Source organism: Sedimentibacter sp. MB31-C6 (assembly GCF_035934735.1).
Classification (GTDB): domain Bacteria; phylum Bacillota; class Clostridia; order Tissierellales; family Sedimentibacteraceae; genus Sedimentibacter.
In genome coordinates this window covers 222,513-237,350 of sequence record NZ_CP142396.1, presented here as the reverse complement: position 1 = coordinate 237,350, position 14,838 = coordinate 222,513, and the positions used below count along the sequence as shown (strand labels likewise).

Genomic DNA, 14,838 nt, shown 5'->3' with positions numbered 1-14,838 from the left:
TAATTATTATATCCTATGTTAAAAAATATATACTCATATTATTTTAATATTTAAGGTTTTTGACGGTTTTTTAGGATTTAAGCAAAAAAATGGTTATATATATTGAATTTTTAAAATTTAGGATGTATAATTGATATTATTGTTTTAACATTAAATATATGGAGGACTTATGAAAAAAATAATTACTTTTCTCGTTATTTTGGTTGTAATAATCGGAAGCTACATTATTGTAAATAATTATATAGATGCAAATTTACAAGCTGTTGATTCCAATGACAATGCTAAAATTATTGTTGAAATCCCTCAAGGTAGTTCAACATCCGGAATAGCTGAAATATTATATGATAATAATTTAATTAGAGATAAACGGATATTTAAATATTATGCTAATAAAACAGGTGCTGACAGTAAGTTGAAAGCAGGAGATTATGTGCTTTCTAGGGAAATGAATGTTGATAAAATATTAGAAGAACTCATAAAAGGAGGCATTTCAGGAAATACTGCAAATATTACTATTATAGAAGGTTTAACTATTGAAGACACTGCAATGTCAATTTCTGAACAGTTAGGATTGAATTTTGATGAACTTGTAAATATTATGGAACATGGAGAAATGTTTAATGATGAATTTCAATTTATGTTGGATAATCAGGATATAACAAATCTTCAAGGATATTTAATGCCTGATACATATAATGTATATGTAAACTTTTCAGAAGAAGATATAGTAAGATTTCTTTTATCTCAATTTGATAGTTTTTATTTAGAAGAAATTAAACCTTTACTTGAAAATTCTAAGTTAAATTTTGAGGAAACTATTAATTTAGCAAGTATAGTAGAAAAAGAAGCTTTACTTGACGAAGAAAGAGATGAAGTTGCAGCAACTTTTTTAAATCGATTAGATATAAATATGAAACTTCAATCTTGCGCTACAGTTAATTATGCCCTTGGTGAATGGAAAGAATATCTTACTCTTGAAGATATTGCAGTTGATTCTCCATTCAATACATATCTCTTAGAAGGATTGCCACCAACTCCAATAAATTCACCAGGTAAAATTTCGATTAAGGCTGTTCTTGAGCCTGCTGAAGTAGATTACTTATATTTTGTCGCTAAGGGAGATGGAACACATCATTTTTCAAATAACTATGATGACCATTTAGCAGCAAAGGATAAGTACATGCAGTGATGAAATTTTAAAAATCTGTAAAAATTAGTGGTATGAAAAAATAAAAAGGAAACAATATGGAAAATATTAATATGGAATATATAGATGATTATATTAAGAGTCTTATTAAAAATGAGGACGATAAGTTAGAACAATTTAGAAAGGAATGTGAAAAAAGGAAATTACCGATAATACACAAAGAAGTAGGTCAATTTATTAAACTTATAATAAAACAAATAAATGCTAAAAGTATAATTGAGATTGGAACTAATGTCGGTTATTCATCAATTTTTATGAGTCATGAAATGAATAATGAAGGGAAAGTTGTTACATTAGAAAGAAGCGAAAAATTTTATAATGAAGCTATAGAGAATGTTAAAAAATTTAATCTTGAAAATAATATAAAAGTTCACTATGGTGATGCTGTTGATTTGTTAGATACAATTGACGGTACTTTTGATTTAGCTTTTATTGATGCAGCAAAAAGTTATTATGGTACCTTTTTTGATAAATGTTGTAAAAAGATGAAATCAGGTGCTATAGTACTTTCAGATAACGTATTATATCAAGGAATGATAGCAAATGATGATTTGGTCGTTAGAAGAAAAAAAACTTTAGTTAGAAATTTAAGAGATTATTTAAAGTATATTTCACAGGATAATAGATATATAACATCTGTTTTACCCTTAGGAGACGGATTGGCAGTTACATTAATTAAGTAAATAAAAAGGAGAAAATATGTTACCAAAATTATTAGCACCTGCAGGAAATATTGATAAATTAGTTATGGCCGTAGAATATGGGGCAGATGAAGTCTATTTTGCTGGTAAATCAATGGGAATGAGAGCAGGAGGCAAAAACTTTACTAGTAAAGATTTAGAAAATGGAGTAGAATACTGCCATAAGTATGGTAGAAAATCAAATATAACAGTTAATATAGTTCCTCATAATGAGGATTTAAAAGGAATTGAAGAATACCTTAAATATTTACAAAAAATAGGAGTAGATGCATTAATAGTTGCAGATCCAGGGATAATAGAAATAATAAAACAAACGATACCTGATATGAAAATTCACCTTAGTACTCAAGCAAATACAACAAATTATCAAACTGCTAGATTTTGGTATAAACAAGGTGTTAATCGTATAGTGTTAGCTAGAGAGTTATCTTTTGTAGAAATAGAAGAAATAATTAAAAATTCACCTAAAGATTTAGAGTTTGAAACTTTTGTTCATGGAGCAATGTGTATTTCTTATTCTGGCAGATGTTTATTAAGTAGCTTTATGACAGGAAGATTCTCAAATAAAGGAGACTGTGCCCAATCTTGCAGATGGAAATATAATTTAGTTGAAGAAAAGAGGCCAGGAGAATACTATCCTATTGAAGAAAATGATGAAGGAACATTTATAATGAATTCTAAAGATATGTGTATGGTTGAACATGTACAAAAATTTGCAGATTTAGGAATTACTGCAATGAAAATAGAGGGAAGAAATAAGAGTGAATATTATACGGCAATAGCTGTACGATCATATAGAAATGCATTAAATGAATTATCATTACCTGAAAATCAAAGAAATACACAATATTGGAAAGAAGAACTTGAAAAGTCTTCTCATAGAGACTATTCATATGGATTTTATTTTGGAAATCCTTATAAAGATGGACAGTTATATACATCTAGTAGTTATATTCGCACTTATGATGTAGTTGGTATAATTAGGTCATATAGTAAAAAAGATGGTACTGCTATTGTTGAGCAGAGAAATAAATTTAGTGAAGGAGATACTTTAGAGTGCTTTGGACCTAAAGGTAAGCATTTTGAAGTAATAGCAAAAAATTTATGTGATGAAAAAGGAAATAAGATAGATTCAGCGCCACATGCCCAACAAATTGTACAGATTGATATATCACAAGATGTAGAACCATATTTTATTTTAAGAAAAAAAATTTAAAAATAAAGTAATTAGACAAAAGCATTCAATAGAATGAATGCTTTTGTTTATAAATTGTAACATAATATGTATTATTTACCAACATTTACAACGAGAGCATCATGGAGTTTTTTTAGTGCTTTTTTTTCAATTCGTGATACATAAGACCTAGAAATACCAAGTAGTTTTGCTATTTCTCGTTGTGTTTTATGTTCGTGGTTTCTAATGCCATATCTTAATTCAATGATAGTTTTTTCTCTTTCTTGCAGTGTTTTATCTAATATTTTTTGTAGTGTTTTAATTTTTTCTTCTTTATCTAACCTTCCTACAATTTCTTCACCTTCGTATTTTATAATATCAATTAGATAAATATTGTTACCTTCTTTGTCTGTTCCTAATGGTCCTTGTAGAGAGATTTCTTTTTTTAGTTTTTTGTCACTCCTAATAGTCATTAGAACTTCATTGTCTATGCATTTTGCTGCATAGGTAGCTAACCTAATTCCTTTATTGTTATCAAATGTTGAAACTGCTTTAATTAGACCAATGGTTCCAATAGAAATTAAGTCTTCTTGATCTATACCAACAGACTTGTATTTCTTTATAACATGAGCAACTAAACGAAGATTTCTTTCTATAAGAGTATTTCGAGCTTCTAAATCGCCATCCTTAGACTTTAAAATTAGTTCTAATTCTTCATCTTTGTTTAAGGGCTGCGGGAAGGAGCTTCCGCTTGTGATATAACCAAAGATGAAGATTGTAAATGGTAACACTAACTGTAATACATTTTCAATCAAAAAAACCACCCCCCAGAGTTACCTTACATTATATGCAGGAAATGCAAAAATGGTGTATGTACAATTTATTAAATTTTGTAGACATATTAAATTTAGTTTAATTAAGTATATACTATACTATTATTTTTCGGGAAATACACAAAAATAGATAAATTTCGACTTGCTCTCCCACTTATAAAAGTGGGAGAAAGTTATAAAGAGGTTACTCTTCATCCATATTTTCAAAACAATTCATACGTTGCATTAATTCCAACAATTGTTGACAATCCATTTGATTTGGCATTTCAGGCATACCTGGGTAAATATTTCCGTCATTAGGCATAGCAGGCATATCGCCATTTGGCATAGGACCGTTTTGCATAGGACCATTTGGCATAAAAGGCATAGATGGCATTTCACCATTTGGCATTTCACTATCAGGTATGAAAGGCATAGCAGGCATATCGCCATTTGGATATGGTAAATAAGGCATATCATTATTAGGCATGTAAGGCATATCACCATTAGGTCCATATGGCATGGCAGGCATATCATTATTAGGCATGTAAGGCATATCACCATTAGGTCCATATGGCATGGCAGGCATATCACCATTTGGCATGAATGGCATAGTTCCATTTATAGGAATACGAGGTCTTTGGTCATTATTAGGCATACCAGGCATACCAGGCATTCCAGACATTCCAGGCATTCCAGGCATTCCAGGCATACCAGGCATTCTGTCATTTGTTGTGTTTTCCATAGCATTTAATCTATCCCTTATATATGTTTTCTTCTCAGAACTGCTAAAGGGCAACGAATCATAGTGTGGCATATTATTTCTGTTATTATATTTTGAATAATTCATATTTTCCTCCAAACTTCATTAGATTTCTTACAATTAATATACGTAACAGAATGATATTAGTGAATCAAATATAAAAATGTTTCTTTACTATTTTATTAACTTCGTATAAAATAGTAAGGTAAAATAATTTCTATGTTAATAGATAAAATACTGGTGGTGGTGATAAGATGCACTTAACTAACTTACATACACATACAAATTATTGTGACGGAAAATACTGCGCTGAAGATATGGTTATAGCTGCAATAAACAGCAATATGCAATCTATAGGTATTTCTTCTCATGGGCCAACACAATTTGTGTCGAATTGGAATATACAAAAATATAATGTTGAGAAATATATTACTGAAATCGAATTACTTAAAGAAAAGTATAAAGATACAATCGAAATTTTCGTTGGAATGGAATTAGATTATATACCTGGTATCGGATTTGAGGAAACTTCTATAGAATTAATGGATAGGCTAGATTATTACATAGGTTCTGTACATTATCTAGATACCTTCAAAAATGGTGTAATGTGGACGGTTGATTATAATATTGAAGAGCTTATACTTGGTATTAAGGAAAGTTTTAATGAAAATACAAAGCTTGCAGTGGAAACTTATTATAATCATATTTCAGAAATGGTTGTCAAGTATGAACCTCCTATAATAGGACATTTAGATTTATTTAAGAAAAACAATAAAAACAATATTTTATTTGATGAAAAATCTGACTGGTATATTCAAATTATAGAAAAATGTTTGAATATTATTAAAAAAACTTCATCTATTATAGAGGTTAATACAGGTGGGATTGCCAGGGGTTATACAAAAGAACAATATCCTTCAACTTTTATTTTAAAAATGATAAAAGAAAAAGGAATTCCGATTATAATAAATTCCGATGCTCATGATATTAATGGAATTGCATGTAACTTCGATGAAATGTATAAACTTGTTTTTGACTTAGGATTTGAAAGTCTATCATATTTATCAAAAGATGGTTGGAAGAAGCAATTAATAAATTAAAATTTGCTACCTTCTTCTATTACATCTTTCATTTTTAACATAATTCTTTCATAACTTCCTTTTGAGTGAGGAAAAAGACAATTTGTGCAGTCTTTAATGCCGTTGTTTTTTATAAAATTACCCCCACAGTTGTCTTTAAGCATATATAAGGGACAATAACAAAATAAGCAATTAAATTCTTCTATATTTTTTGTTTTATGACATGGGAAAAATTCACATTGTTGATTTTGAAAAAATTTATAATGTTCTTTACTCATTTGACACTCCTATTTTTTTAACTGATTATAACATAGTAATACAAAAAATACAAATTGTATGCTATAATAATAATATAAAATTAAGGAGATGATATTATGATTAATATTTTGCTCGTTACACATGGCGATTTTGGAAAAGAATTATTAAAAAGCTCTGAATTAATAATTGGGACAGTTGAAGATGCAGAAAGCATATCATTTCATCGTGGAGAAAGCTTTGAAGAATTTTCTAAAAAAGTTGAAGAAGTAATAGAGAGACTATCAAAGGATGAATTAATAGTATTTACTGACATGTATGGTGGAAGTCCATATATGGCAGTTACAAAAGCAATGAAAAATAGAAATTTTTATCATATAACAGGAATTAATTTTCCTTTATTTATTGATATAGCTGTAAATAGAACTTCTTACAGTTTAAGTGATATTGCGGAAAAAATAATAAAAAACGGTAAGAAAAGCATAGTATTTGTTAATGATAAATTCTCGACAGACTAGATTATTATGGAGGAAACATGAAAAATATTTTATTGACAAGAATTGACGATAGGCTTTTACATGGTCAAGTCATAGTGTCTTGGATACCTTATTTAAAAGCAGACGAAATATTAATTGTTGACGATGAATATTCAAAGGATGAGTTTATGTCAACGTTGATAAAAGAAGCAGCACCTGATAATGTAAAGGTGGATGTTTTGTCTGTAGAAGATTCAAGGAATTATTTGAATTTAAATGATGAGGGCTCAAGACTTTTTATTCTTAGCAGATATATAGAAAATGTTGATAAATTAATTAAATTAGGTATAAAAATTAGTAAATTAAATATTGGGGGTATAAGTAACAGTCATAATCGTACAAAATTTAAAAATGCTATACACTTAAGCGAGAATGAACTGAATATGTTAAAAAGAATGTCTGAAAAGGGAATAAGAGTAGAAGTTCAAATGCTCCCCAATGACAAAGCTATTATAATAGAATAGGTAAAGACATGACAGAATTTCAATTTATTTTAATAAGTATTTTATATTTTTGGGGTAGTAGTACTGCATTATCTTTTGGAATTGGATATTATACATTATATCGACCTTTAGTATCTGGAATGTTAGCGGGTATGATACTGGGAGACATAACAACAGGATTACAAACAGGAGCTATAGTAAACTTAATATATATAGATTTCGTTTCAACGGGAGGCTCTTTTAAAGGAGATCAATGTCTGACAGCAGTTATCAGTGCTGTTGCTGCTGTTATATTTAGATTATCACCAGTTGAATCAGCTGCAATTGCATATCCCTTTGGTTTTTTTGGTATTTTAATATGGAAATATCGTTTAAATATAAATTCAGTTTTTGTAAAAATTTATGAAAAAAAATATAATAAAGGTCTTAATCCAAATATAGCAATTTATAATGGTTTATTACCACAATTGCTCTTATATTTAATGAGTACTGTTGTAATTGCATTTTCCATTGGAACAATGATTATATTAAATAATTTTATTTATTATGAAAGTATAAAAAATATATTTTTTATAATGGGTATATTATTAACATTTAGTTCTATTATAAATATCATTTTTAATCTGAAAAAAATACTTTTTATTTTAATTTTTGTTTCCTTTTTACTAATTGTATTATTTTTTAACATAAGTTCTTCTTTTTTATTTTTTATCACAATTGTAGTTTTATTAATATTATCATATAAAGATATTATAAAAGATATATCAGGGTTTACTTATAAACAAGAAAGTTTACATATAAATAAAAAGGATTTAGTTTACTCTTGGATTATATGGATGAACTTTTCTCATTCATGTTATAGTTATGACAGATTACAAGGTATGGCATTTGCTCATAGTATGAAAAACATAGCAAAAAAATTGTATAAGGGTAATAATAAAGTTTCTGAAGTTATTCATGAATATTCTGACTTTTTCAATACTGAACCAAATATGGGAACGCCTATTCATGGATATATAATTTCTTTGGAAGAAAAAAAAATAATTAGTAATGAAAACAGTGATATTGGGTATATAAAAAAAGGAATGATGGGTATTGCAGCTGGTTTAGGAGATTCTTATACGCAAGTTGTTTTAACACCTATGTTTATTACCTTATCCATTTTATTGTCTTTAGATAAAAATTATTATGTAGCTTTATTACCTATTATTTTACTTGGTATAATAATTTTACTATTATCTTATACTGGTTGGATGAAGGGCTATTATGAAGGCAAAGGAAGCCTGATTAAAAGGATAAATTTTGTTAAGAAAAGCAAAATTAAACGGTATTCTTCATATATATTTTCAGCATTATTAGGTGCATGCACAGGTAAATTTATTAATTTAAGTCAAGAAACATTTCGAGAGAATTTATATATTGTTTTAGTTATTATAATATTAACAATCATATATACTATATATTTAATAGGAAAACATATGAGGAGTTAGCATGAAAAACAAGAGAATTGGAATTATGGGAGGTACATTTGACCCGATACATTTTGGTCATTTGGTTATTGCAAACGAGGTATTAAATATATATAATTTGGAGAAAATAATATTTATACCAGCTGGAAACCCTCCACATAAAAATGGGATTGGTGCAAGTTCGTATGATAGATATTTAATGACTAATTTAGCTATAGTAACAAATGATAAATTTACTGTATCTGATATTGAAATTAATAAACCAGGTAAAAGCTATACTCTGAATACAATTGTAGAACTTCAAAAACATTATAAAAATACTGAGTTTTATTTTATAACAGGTATGGATGCTATAATAGAAATATCTACTTGGTATAAGCCAGAAACTTTACTTAAATTATGTAAATTTATAGCGGTTTCAAGGCCTGGAAATAATAAGAATGAAGTTGAATTGAAAATTAATGAAATAAAAGAAAAATACAAAGCTAATATTGAAATCTTACAGGTTCCTATGTTGCAAATTTCTTCTACAGATATTAGGCAAAGATTTAAATATGGAAAAACATCAAAATATTTGCTACCAGAGATAGTAGAACAGTACATAATTAAAAATAGTATTTATACTTTAAATAATAATGATATAGAGCAAATTAAAATAAAACTTAAAAGTATTACTACTTCTAAAGTTTTTAATCATTGTGTAAGAACTATGGAAGAAGCAGAAAAACTTGCAGTTAAATATAATGAAGATATTAATAAGTCAAAATTAGCAGGACTTCTACATGATTGTGCTAAATCAAAAAAAGCTGGCGATAATATTTCCCATTCTAAAGACGGAGCAGAATTAGCAAAGGACTTTTTTAATGTATATGATGAAAATGTGTTAAATGCAATAAAATGTCATACTACAGGTAAAGAATCAATGAATACTTTAGAAAAGATAATTTTTATTGCGGATAAAATTGAACAATCCAGAAATTATGAAGGTGTAGAAGAACTTCGAAAAATAGCATATGAAGATCTCGATAAAGCGATAGTTAAATCATTAGAGAATACAATTAATTATGTAAAAAAGAGGAATTTTGAACTTGACGAGGAATCATTAAAGGCGTTAAAATATTTAAAGAAAGGAGGTAAAATTTGAATTTAGACGACAAAAAAAGAATTGAAGTAATTTTAAATGCATGTGATAATAAAAAAGCTTATAATTTTGTAGTATTAGATGTTTCTAAAATTAGTTCCATAACTGATTACTTTATAATTTGCAGTGGTAATAATGAAAGGCAAACTGTTGCAATTGCAGATGAAGTACTGGATAGAGGATTAAAGGAAGGCATGAATTTTTATCATAAAGAAGGTTTTGAAACTGGAAGATGGATATTATTAGAAACAGATAACATTATTGTTCATATTTTTCATAGAGAAGAAAGAGATATATATGATTTAGAATCGTTATGGCTCGATAATAATTCTTTAGATGTTGAACAATATGGTATAAAAAATTGGAAATAGGGAGGTTTATATGTCAATAGAAGTAATACAAACTAAAAATGCACCTGCAGCAGTAGGGCCATACTCTCAGGGAATAAAGGCTGGTAATACTATATATGTATCAGGACAACTGCCAATTAATCCATATACTGGGGATTTATACAAAGGAAATGACATTAAAGAAGAAACTAAGATTTCTTTACAAAATATTCAAGCTATTTTACAAGAGAGTGGAGCTTCTCTTAAGGATGTGGTAAAATGTACAGTTTATATTAAAAACATGGATCAGTTTGGATTAATAAATGAAATGTATGGAGAATTTTTTAAGGATCATAAACCCGCTAGAGTTTGCGTAGAAGTAGCAAGACTTCCTAAAGATGCTAATATTGAAATCGATGCAATAGCAGTAATGTAGGGGGCGATTTTATGCGTCCCGTTTTTTTCAATGTCCGAAGATCTTAATTGTATACATTTATTGAAAAACAAGTTTTCAGATGGAAAACTTGTTTTTTGCTTATAAAACTAATTTTTTTAAATATAAATACGATAATTAATATAACAGTGATTAACGAGGAGGTATTATAATGAAATTTAAAAACAAAAGCAGAGTTCGTGAAAACGTTAACAAAACCGGTGCAAAAAGTATAAAAGGAAAACTATTGTTAGTATTATTCATTGTATGTTTATTAGTTTTTTCTGTTACGGGTGCAATTATAAGTGTAATGGTCAATAATCATTTCAGTGATAATGAAAAAGAAATACTATATGAAACTGCACATGGAGTAAGCAATGAAGCTAATACTTTCTTTCAGCGGTATATTACTATTGTACAACAAATGGCAAATGATAAAAATATACAAAATTTCTTAGTTAATACAAAACCAGGAGATAATATTAAAGAAGTTGAAGGGTTTATGACGGTAGCTAAAACTACTGAAGAAACGCAACAAACGGATTCAGAAGTTATAATATCAGCATATATTGCTGAAGGAGATCCATCATACTATTTAGTTTCACCTACAATTTACTCAGATATGACATATGATGTTACAGCAAAAGAGTACTATAAATCTGTTACAGAAGGAATAATTTGCATTACTGATCCGTATATAGATGCAATTACAGGGAAATTAGTAATAACGATATCAGCACCAGTTTATGTAAATAATAAAATAGTAGGTTTAACGGCTGTAGATATTGGAATCGATAAATTATCAAAGGCAGTTGGAGAATATAAGTTAGGAGACACTGGAAACTTTGCTTTGTTGACAAAAGTTAATACTGTCGCAATGCATAATAATAAAGATAATATATTAAAGTCAATTAATGAAATAGATTTAGGTGATAATATAATTCAATCAATTAACAATAAAAATAAAGATGTTGTTGAATATTTATATCAAGGCGAGAAGTATTTAGGTAATAGTGTAGAAATTGGAGATACAGGATGGAAAGTGTTATCTTTCTTACCAAAGGATGAATTTACATCTAATACAATACAATTAATTCTTATAATTATAACAGTTTATATTTTCGCCATAGCCATTCTCTTAGTAATTTTAGCTGCGGTAATTGGAAAAATGACTAAACCGATTAAGAAAATCACAGAAGTTACTAATAAACTAGCATTAGGAGAGTTAGATGTAGACATAAATATAAAAAGCAATGATGAAATAGGAGAACTTGCAAAGTCAATAGATAGTTTAACAAAACGATTAAAATCATATATCATTTATATAAATGAAAGTGTAATGGTATTAGATGAATTTGCAATGGGCAATTTAGTAATGGATCTTGAAAATGATTATAAAGGTGAATTTGCAAAGTTAAAAGGAGCATTAGAAAAAGTATCAAGTACATTAAAGGATATAATTGGAAGAATAAAGGATTCATCGGATTCAATTAATATAAATGCAGAGCAAGTATCAAGTGGCTCACAAGCTTTAGCCCAAGGGACAACTGAACAAGCAAGTTCTATAGAGGAATTATCAGCAGAAATTAATGAAATATATTCAACAATAGTAGCAAATGCGGAAAATGCAGAAAATGCAGGTAAAAAAGCATTAGAGTCTGCAAATGAAGTTGATAAAGGTAATGCTCAAATGAAAGAAATGTTAGATGCAATAGATGAAATAAGTATGTCATCAAGTGAGATAGGAAAGATAATAAAAGTAATTGATGATATAGCATTCCAAACAAATATACTAGCATTAAATGCAGCAGTCGAAGCAGCAAGAGCAGGTTCAGCAGGTAAAGGTTTTGCAGTAGTAGCAGATGAAGTAAGAAACTTAGCAGGTAAATCAGCAGAAGCAGCTAAACAAACAACTTCATTAATAGAAAATTCAATAACAGCTATAAATAAAGGAACATCATTAGCTGATGAAGCAGGAAAATCATTGTCAGGTATTGTAAGTAAAACAAAAGAAACAAATGATCTGATAACAGAAATTGTCAATGCATCAGCTCAACAAACAGTTTCCGTAAATCAAATAAGAGACGGAATTGAACAAATATCATCAGTTGTTCAAGAAAATGCAGCAACTGCAGAGGCAAGTGCGGCTAATAGTGAAGAATTGTCTGGACAAGTTCAAATACTAAAAGAGTTAATTGATAATTTCAATGTTGAAGAAAAAGTTGTAAGCAATTCATAAACAAAAGAATCAAATAGTCTCAATAAGGTGTATAATAATTCCTTATTGAGATTATTTATTTTTTCCTATATTTACTAAATTTCTACGAAATAAACACGATAATTATAGTGGAGGTGAAAAATTAAATATTATAAATTTTGGAGGCTTAAAATGAAGATTAAAAAAAGAGAAAAAAAAGAAAGAAAAATCAAGAAAAAGGAAAACGTTAGGAGTATTAAAGGTAAATTAGTTATAGCATTGTTTTGTGCAAGTTTAATATTGTTATCTGTTACTGGTATTATAATCAGTTCAACTGTAAGTACGAGATTTACTGAAAATGAAAAACAAATACTACAAGAAACGGTAAATAGTATAAGCAATGAAGCTGAACTATTTTTTTTGCGTTATATTACAATAGCTGAACAGATGGCACAAGACAAAAATCTACAAAGCTTTTTAGTTAATGCTGAAATTGGAGATAAAATAGAAGAAGTAGAAGGTTATGACATTGTTAGACAAACTTTAATAGATACTCAAAAAAAGGAAGCTGATGTTATGTTATCTGCGTATATAGCTGAATCAGATCCTTCTTATTATGTAGATGATATAAGCGGAGTATCTGATGCATCATTTGATTTGAAAACTAGAGATTATTATGTAACTATGACTGATGATGTTATAAACGTTACCGAGCCTTATGTAGATGTTGCAACGGGTAATATGGTAATTACTATTACTGCACCAGTAAAGGTAAATAATAAAGTTGTAGGTCTTACAGGTATTGATATTACAATTGAAGCTTTATCCAAAGTAGTAGGAGACTCGAAATTAGGAAATAATGGATATTTTTATTTATTAACAAACGACAATGTAATTACTTCACATAAGGATGAAGATAATATTTTGAAATCTATAAATGAAATAGAAGTAAGTGATAATTTACTTCAGGAAATAGATAACAGTAATAATGAAATTATTAAATACACATATAACAATGAAAAATATATGGGAAGTAGTATTACAATTGGAGATACTGGATGGAAAGTAGTATCAGCTATGCCTGAAGGTGAATTTAATGCAAATAAATTAAATTTAATGATAACAATAATTATTATTTATATAATAACAATAATAATATTGTCTTTATTAATGTATATTATTATTGGTAAGCTTACTAAACCAATTAAGAAAATCACAGAAGTTACTAATAAACTAGCATTAGGAGAGTTAGATGTAGACATAAATATAAAAAGCAATGATGAAATAGGAGAACTTGCAAAGTCAATAGATAGTTTAACAAAACGATTAAAATCATATATCATTTATATAAATGAAAGTGTAATGGTATTAGATGAATTTGCAATGGGCAATTTAGTAATGGATCTTGAAAATGATTATAAAGGTGAATTTGCAAAGTTAAAAGGAGCATTAGAAAAAGTATCAAGTACATTAAAGGATATAATTGGAAGAATAAAGGATTCATCGGATTCAATTAATATAAATGCAGAGCAAGTATCAAGTGGCTCACAAGCTTTAGCACAAGGGACAACTGAACAAGCAAGTTCTATAGAGGAATTATCAGCAGAAATTAATGAAATATATTCAACAATAGTAGCAAATGCGGAAAATGCAGAAAATGCAGGTAAAAAAGCATTAGAGTCTGCAAATGAAGTTGATAAAGGTAATGCTCAAATGAAAGAAATGTTAGATGCAATAGATGAAATAAGTATGTCATCAAGTGAGATAGGAAAGATAATAAAAGTAATTGATGATATAGCATTCCAAACAAATATACTAGCATTAAATGCAGCAGTCGAAGCAGCAAGAGCAGGTTCAGCAGGTAAAGGTTTTGCAGTAGTAGCAGATGAAGTAAGAAACTTAGCAGGTAAATCAGCAGAAGCAGCTAAACAAACAACTTCATTAATAGAAAATTCAATAACAGCTATAAATAAAGGAACATCATTAGCTGATGAAGCAGGAAAATCATTGTCAGGTATTGTAAGTAAAACAAAAGAAACAAATGATCTGATAACAGAAATTGTCAATGCATCAGCTCAACAAACAGTTTCCGTAAATCAAATAAGAGACGGAATTGAACAAATATCATCAGTTGTTCAAGAAAATGCAGCAACTGCAGAGGCAAGTGCTGCTAATAGTGAAGAATTGTCTGGACAAGTTCAAATACTAAAAGAGTTAATTGATAATTTTAATGTTGAAGAAGAGGAAAGTGAAAGTTTCTCCTAATTTTAAACTAAAAAAGCTAAAGAGCCAGCTCTTT

General features: G+C 28.3%; 15 protein-coding genes. 12 read left to right on the top strand and 3 right to left on the bottom strand.

The genetic code is table 11. The features are described 5' to 3' along the window. Window positions 1-169: 169 nt before the first annotated feature. Genes mltG through U8307_RS01170 form a run of 3 tightly spaced genes read left to right on the top strand, consistent with a single transcriptional unit; the run spans window position 170 to window position 3,124 of the window. Window positions 170-1,189: an endolytic transglycosylase MltG gene (gene mltG / locus U8307_RS01180; RefSeq protein WP_326909454.1), complete on the top strand. Its 1,020-nt coding sequence runs from the start codon at window positions 170-172 to the stop codon at window positions 1,187-1,189. Window positions 1,190-1,245: 56 nt separating this feature from the next. Next, window positions 1,246-1,890 (top strand): O-methyltransferase, encoded by a 645-nt coding sequence (locus tag U8307_RS01175; protein WP_326909452.1) that lies wholly within the window; start codon window positions 1,246-1,248, stop codon window positions 1,888-1,890. 16 nt (window positions 1,891-1,906) lie between these two features. Beyond that, complete coding sequence (locus U8307_RS01170) at window positions 1,907-3,124, top strand: peptidase U32 family protein (RefSeq protein ID WP_326909450.1); 1,218 nt, start codon at window positions 1,907-1,909, stop codon at window positions 3,122-3,124. 71 nt (window positions 3,125-3,195) lie between these two features. On the opposite strand, the gene sigK is transcribed toward U8307_RS01170, so the two are convergent. Together sigK and U8307_RS01160 are read right to left on the bottom strand one after the other, a co-directional pair. Further along, a complete protein-coding gene (gene sigK / locus U8307_RS01165; protein WP_326909448.1) occupies window positions 3,196-3,897 on the bottom strand; it encodes an RNA polymerase sporulation sigma factor SigK in 702 nt (233 codons plus the stop codon). A 202-nt stretch (window positions 3,898-4,099) separates the two neighbouring features. After that, the gene (locus U8307_RS01160) at window positions 4,100-4,744 is read right to left on the bottom strand and encodes a hypothetical protein (protein ID WP_326909446.1); all 645 of its coding nucleotides are present in this window, start codon (window positions 4,742-4,744) and stop codon (window positions 4,100-4,102) included. 167 nt (window positions 4,745-4,911) lie between these two features. Here U8307_RS01160 and U8307_RS01155 point away from each other — a divergent pair, with 167 nt between their 5' ends. Then, on the top strand, window positions 4,912-5,757 hold the full coding sequence (locus tag U8307_RS01155; RefSeq protein WP_326909444.1) for a histidinol-phosphatase: 846 nt from the start codon (window positions 4,912-4,914) through the stop codon (window positions 5,755-5,757). On the opposite strand, the gene U8307_RS01150 is transcribed toward U8307_RS01155, so the two are convergent. Next, on the bottom strand, window positions 5,754-6,014 hold the full coding sequence (locus tag U8307_RS01150) for a cysteine-rich small domain-containing protein (protein WP_326909442.1): 261 nt from the start codon (window positions 6,012-6,014) through the stop codon (window positions 5,754-5,756). The genes U8307_RS01155 and U8307_RS01150 overlap by 4 nt on opposite strands. 96 nt (window positions 6,015-6,110) lie before the next feature. Here U8307_RS01150 and U8307_RS01145 point away from each other — a divergent pair, with 96 nt between their 5' ends. The 8 genes from U8307_RS01145 (at window position 6,111) to U8307_RS01110 (ending at window position 14,804) form a co-directional block, all read left to right on the top strand. Continuing rightward, window positions 6,111-6,509 carry a PTS sugar transporter subunit IIA gene (locus U8307_RS01145; protein WP_326909440.1) on the top strand — a complete coding sequence of 133 codons (399 nt, stop codon included), beginning with the start codon at window positions 6,111-6,113 and terminating at the stop codon, window positions 6,507-6,509. A 17-nt stretch (window positions 6,510-6,526) separates the two neighbouring features. After that, window positions 6,527-6,991, top strand: coding sequence for a PTS sugar transporter subunit IIB (locus U8307_RS01140; RefSeq protein ID WP_326909439.1), 465 nt, complete (start codon window positions 6,527-6,529; stop codon window positions 6,989-6,991). A gap of 8 nt (window positions 6,992-6,999) precedes the next feature. After that, the gene (locus U8307_RS01135) at window positions 7,000-8,460 is read left to right on the top strand and encodes a PTS system mannose/fructose/sorbose family transporter subunit IID (RefSeq protein WP_326909437.1); all 1,461 of its coding nucleotides are present in this window, start codon (window positions 7,000-7,002) and stop codon (window positions 8,458-8,460) included. Window position 8,461: 1 nt separating this feature from the next. Next, entirely contained in the window at window positions 8,462-9,583 is a 1,122-nt protein-coding gene (gene nadD, locus U8307_RS01130) for a nicotinate-nucleotide adenylyltransferase (protein ID WP_326909435.1), read from the top strand. After that, window positions 9,580-9,951, top strand: a complete 372-nt coding sequence (gene rsfS / locus U8307_RS01125) for a ribosome silencing factor (RefSeq protein ID WP_326909434.1) — start codon at window positions 9,580-9,582, stop codon at window positions 9,949-9,951. The genes nadD and rsfS overlap by 4 nt, the downstream gene beginning before the upstream one ends. Before the next feature lie 10 nt (window positions 9,952-9,961). After that, window positions 9,962-10,345 carry a RidA family protein gene (locus tag U8307_RS01120; protein ID WP_326909431.1) on the top strand — a complete coding sequence of 128 codons (384 nt, stop codon included), beginning with the start codon at window positions 9,962-9,964 and terminating at the stop codon, window positions 10,343-10,345. Between the two features lie 169 nt (window positions 10,346-10,514). Continuing rightward, window positions 10,515-12,581, top strand: a complete 2,067-nt coding sequence (locus U8307_RS01115; protein ID WP_326909429.1) for a methyl-accepting chemotaxis protein — start codon at window positions 10,515-10,517, stop codon at window positions 12,579-12,581. A 150-nt stretch (window positions 12,582-12,731) separates the two neighbouring features. Then, the gene (locus U8307_RS01110; RefSeq protein ID WP_326909427.1) at window positions 12,732-14,804 is read left to right on the top strand and encodes a methyl-accepting chemotaxis protein; all 2,073 of its coding nucleotides are present in this window, start codon (window positions 12,732-12,734) and stop codon (window positions 14,802-14,804) included. Window positions 14,805-14,838: the final 34 nt, after the last annotated feature.

Excerpts from the sequence above, each read along its gene's own strand:
- U8307_RS01140 (WP_326909439.1), top strand. The coding sequence starts at position 6,527 with ATGAAAAATATTTTATTGACAAGAATTGACGATAGGCTTTTACATGGT.
- nadD (WP_326909435.1), top strand. The coding sequence starts at position 8,462 with ATGAAAAACAAGAGAATTGGAATTATGGGAGGTACATTTGACCCGATA.
- U8307_RS01145 (WP_326909440.1), top strand. The coding sequence starts at position 6,111 with ATGATTAATATTTTGCTCGTTACACATGGCGATTTTGGAAAAGAATTA.
- U8307_RS01115 (WP_326909429.1), top strand. The coding sequence starts at position 10,515 with ATGAAATTTAAAAACAAAAGCAGAGTTCGTGAAAACGTTAACAAAACC.
- U8307_RS01175 (WP_326909452.1), top strand. The coding sequence starts at position 1,246 with ATGGAAAATATTAATATGGAATATATAGATGATTATATTAAGAGTCTT.
- U8307_RS01155 (WP_326909444.1), top strand. The coding sequence starts at position 4,912 with ATGCACTTAACTAACTTACATACACATACAAATTATTGTGACGGAAAA.
- U8307_RS01135 (WP_326909437.1), top strand. The coding sequence starts at position 7,000 with ATGACAGAATTTCAATTTATTTTAATAAGTATTTTATATTTTTGGGGT.
- mltG (WP_326909454.1), top strand. The coding sequence starts at position 170 with ATGAAAAAAATAATTACTTTTCTCGTTATTTTGGTTGTAATAATCGGA.
- U8307_RS01110 (WP_326909427.1), top strand. The coding sequence starts at position 12,732 with ATGAAGATTAAAAAAAGAGAAAAAAAAGAAAGAAAAATCAAGAAAAAG.
- U8307_RS01170 (WP_326909450.1), top strand. The coding sequence starts at position 1,907 with ATGTTACCAAAATTATTAGCACCTGCAGGAAATATTGATAAATTAGTT.
- U8307_RS01120 (WP_326909431.1), top strand. The coding sequence starts at position 9,962 with ATGTCAATAGAAGTAATACAAACTAAAAATGCACCTGCAGCAGTAGGG.
- U8307_RS01150 (WP_326909442.1), bottom strand. The coding sequence starts at position 6,014 with ATGAGTAAAGAACATTATAAATTTTTTCAAAATCAACAATGTGAATTT.
- U8307_RS01160 (WP_326909446.1), bottom strand. The coding sequence starts at position 4,744 with ATGAATTATTCAAAATATAATAACAGAAATAATATGCCACACTATGAT.